This window comes from Neisseria wadsworthii 9715, from assembly GCF_000227765.1.
Taxonomy (GTDB): Bacteria; Pseudomonadota; Gammaproteobacteria; order Burkholderiales; family Neisseriaceae; genus Neisseria; species Neisseria wadsworthii.
The window spans coordinates 1-1,403 of the sequence record NZ_JH165162.1; the positions used below are offsets into that span (position 1 = coordinate 1).

At 34.6% G+C, this 1,403-nt stretch carries 1 protein-coding gene; it reads right to left on the reverse strand.

Annotation, left to right across the window (positions count from 1 at the left end):
- Positions 1 to 128: 128 nt before the first annotated feature.
- Positions 129 to 1,052, reverse strand: coding sequence for a homoserine kinase (gene thrB, locus HMPREF9370_RS11420; protein WP_040667731.1), 924 nt, complete (start codon positions 1,050 to 1,052; stop codon positions 129 to 131).
- Positions 1,053 to 1,403 lie beyond the last annotated feature (351 nt).

Genomic DNA, 1,403 nt, shown 5'->3' on the forward strand with positions numbered 1-1,403 from the left:
AGACATTTTGTTGCGATCAAGTTGAGCTTTAATTCGATGGTTGCTCAGATATTCCGAAAGCGTTGAGCTAAGACTCTGTCTAATTTATTATTTACAGGCACTTTGCCATCTTTCAAGAATGAGGAAGTTTATTTTAATGATAATAATAAGTCACGGAATGTATTGGGATTCTTAATAAAAGTCATCTCGCCTTCTTGTGGGAAATAAAAGTCTAATAATCTTGACACCCAAAAGCGAATACAGCCCGCGCGTTGTGCTATTGGGAAGTAGTTTTTTTCTGTGTTATTGATAGGGCGAATACTTTCATAGCCTTGAAAAAATGCAGCTTTTAATTGTGGATCAATTAAATTTTGAGAAGTGCGAGCCCAGTCATTGATTGCAATGGCTAGGTCATACATAAAATTACCATTGCAGGCATAATAAAAATCAATAAACCCAGTTATATCATCACCATTTAATAATACGTTATCTTTAAATAAGTCCGCGTGAATAATGCCGCTGGGTAAGTTAAGAGAACAAGAAAAGTGTTTATCAATATAAGCAATCTCGAAGCTCAAGAGTTGCGCGTCGCTATTCTCTAATACAGGTAACAGTTTTTCAGCAGATTTTTTCCACCATTCTATGTGCCGGGGGTTGTTCATGCGCATAGGAAAAGATTGACCTGCGAGATGCATTTTAGCAAGCATAACCCCAGTATTAAAACATTGTGATTCCGTCGGCCAGCTAATATTGCAGCCGTTTAAATAACTGACGATACAAGCAGGTTTTCCTGCTAATGTTGAATCAAATTTGCCATCCTTTCTTTGTATAGGCAAAGGGCATGCAACGCCAAACTCATTCAAGTGCTTTTTTAATAGAAGAAAAAAAGGAAGCTCATGTTGTTGTAATGTTTCGAATACTGTTAATACGTACTTACCGAAAGTAGTGGTTAAAAAATAGTTACTATTGGTTACGCCTTGAGCGATACCTTGTAAAGAAACAAAGTGACCTAGTTCATAAAACGTTAAAAGGTCATATATTTCATCATTAGAAACATTGGTATAAACGGACATTTTAGATTTTAACGGAATAAAAAAGTTAATCGGTAATGATAAAGACTCTAATGGTAGAGCTTTAGAAATTTTAAATACCATCAATGTGGTGGTTAATACAACTATTTCTCAGGGCAACTTGCTTGTGTCATAGTTGGTGTATAAATGTTTTAATGGTCTATTGTTTATTCCGCATTATAAATTGCCTGTCTGTAAAGCGTATAACAGATTATAATTACTTTGTTGTTGTGGCTTAAGATAAGGCGATAGCTTTGGAAATTTTAATATCAATACAGAATTTAGATGGTTAGCGAAGTTCCAGAAGTTTTTCGAGTAAATTTGTTTTAGAAGTTATACTTAAAAACAAGTTGT